The organism is Sutterella sp. KLE1602 (assembly GCF_001578585.1).
GTDB lineage: Bacteria > Pseudomonadota > Gammaproteobacteria > Burkholderiales > Burkholderiaceae_F > Sutterella > Sutterella wadsworthensis_A.
On sequence record NZ_KQ968481.1, the window covers coordinates 1 to 1401 of the forward strand.

The 1401-nt window shown below is 50.5% G+C and carries 1 protein-coding gene; it reads right to left on the reverse strand.

Features of this window, described 5'->3' with window-relative positions; genetic code table 11:
* Nucleotides 1-1363: IS1634 family transposase (locus HMPREF3036_RS00085; RefSeq protein ID WP_062330636.1), on the reverse strand; the 1363-nt coding region annotated here is incomplete at its 3' end.
* Between the last annotated feature and the right edge of the window lie 38 nt (nucleotides 1364-1401).

Sequence of the window (1401 nt, forward strand, 5' to 3'; positions counted from 1 at the left end):
TCGCGAACAACTCTTCAATCTTTTCGCGGGAGCGGTATGCTTTCAGAGCTTCAAAGGGATCGCGAATTTCGTTGCTCACGAGGACAAAGTACCCCCAGTATCGCTTGGCTTCTTCGATCTTTTCATTCTTGAAGGAAACCTTGACGCCTTTGCTTGTGCGCTTCACGATGAGGAAGTTGTCGATCAGCTTCTGGGCGGCAGGTCGGAATTCTTCAACACCATCTTCCAAATCTTTCTTGATTGAAAAAAGGCTCTCCTTAAGACGTCTTTCTTGAATCGGAGCTGCTTCCGGCTTGTAACAAACATGAACATACAATCGCCGGGTGAATGTTTCAGTCTGTCCTGCTTCGTAGTTGCCGCGCGTGCGCTGACGAACGATGCTGAAATCGTGCTGGCGACGACGCATGACGGCATTGACACCGACATCAAACGGACAGGAATTTTCGAAAGCGCCAATCTCTTCGCGAACAGCATCAATTTCTTCACGAACCCATTTGTCGGTGCTGTTGGCGAGCATCAGGAACTTCACGTGCTCCCGCGCGAGGTAAGTCATGTTGGCCTGACAGTAAAAGCCGTTGTCAGCCACGATAACCGGTGCAGAGAGGCCCAGCACCTCAAGCTGCCGTAGAGAATTTGCCAGCGAGATCTTGTCCGGAATGTTTCCCGGCTGCTTGCTGAAAGCTACCGGTTCTCGATTCTCAACTGAATACAGGACCAGAAGCTTGATCGTATCCAGTCCGTCGCCATCCTTGTTGAATCCCTGACGCGCTTCGATTTGATTCTTCGAATATGTAGAAAAGGTCGTTGTGTCCAGAGCCAAATTCAAGCCCGACGAGGAAACTCTTTGAGCACGGCTTCGAAAATAGGCTTGCAGGCCTGACTCATTACGTCCGACAGACGCAAAAAGCTTGCCGTACACATCCTGCGTGATGGGGTACTCGTAAGGCAACGGATTCATCATCTGCCACGTCTCCATGCGAGGCAGCGTATCACCATCAGTGGCAACCCAATATCGGGCGATTGAACTCAATTTCTGAGCATCCCCAATCTCGAAGCATGTCTTCAGATCCTCATCGATGCCCGATTCCTTTCCGGCCCATTCGAGAATTTTCTGCAGTCCGACATGCGTGCGCACAGCTTCAACCGGAGGCTCTACAACCTCAGAACGCGATTTTTTGGGGCGAGTCGGGATCATTTCCGTCGTTCCGGCCAGAATTTTTCCAAGAAGTCGGGTAGAGATCGTCTTGGTTTTCTGCGTCTTGGCGTCATATCCGGTAACGCGTTCATACACGTAAACATCGCCATTCGGGCGGGTGTCACGACGAATTCCAACATGCTTTTTTCCAGTGAGAGGACGTCCCATAATCTGCTCCAATGGTGTACCTGTATTATATTATAGGT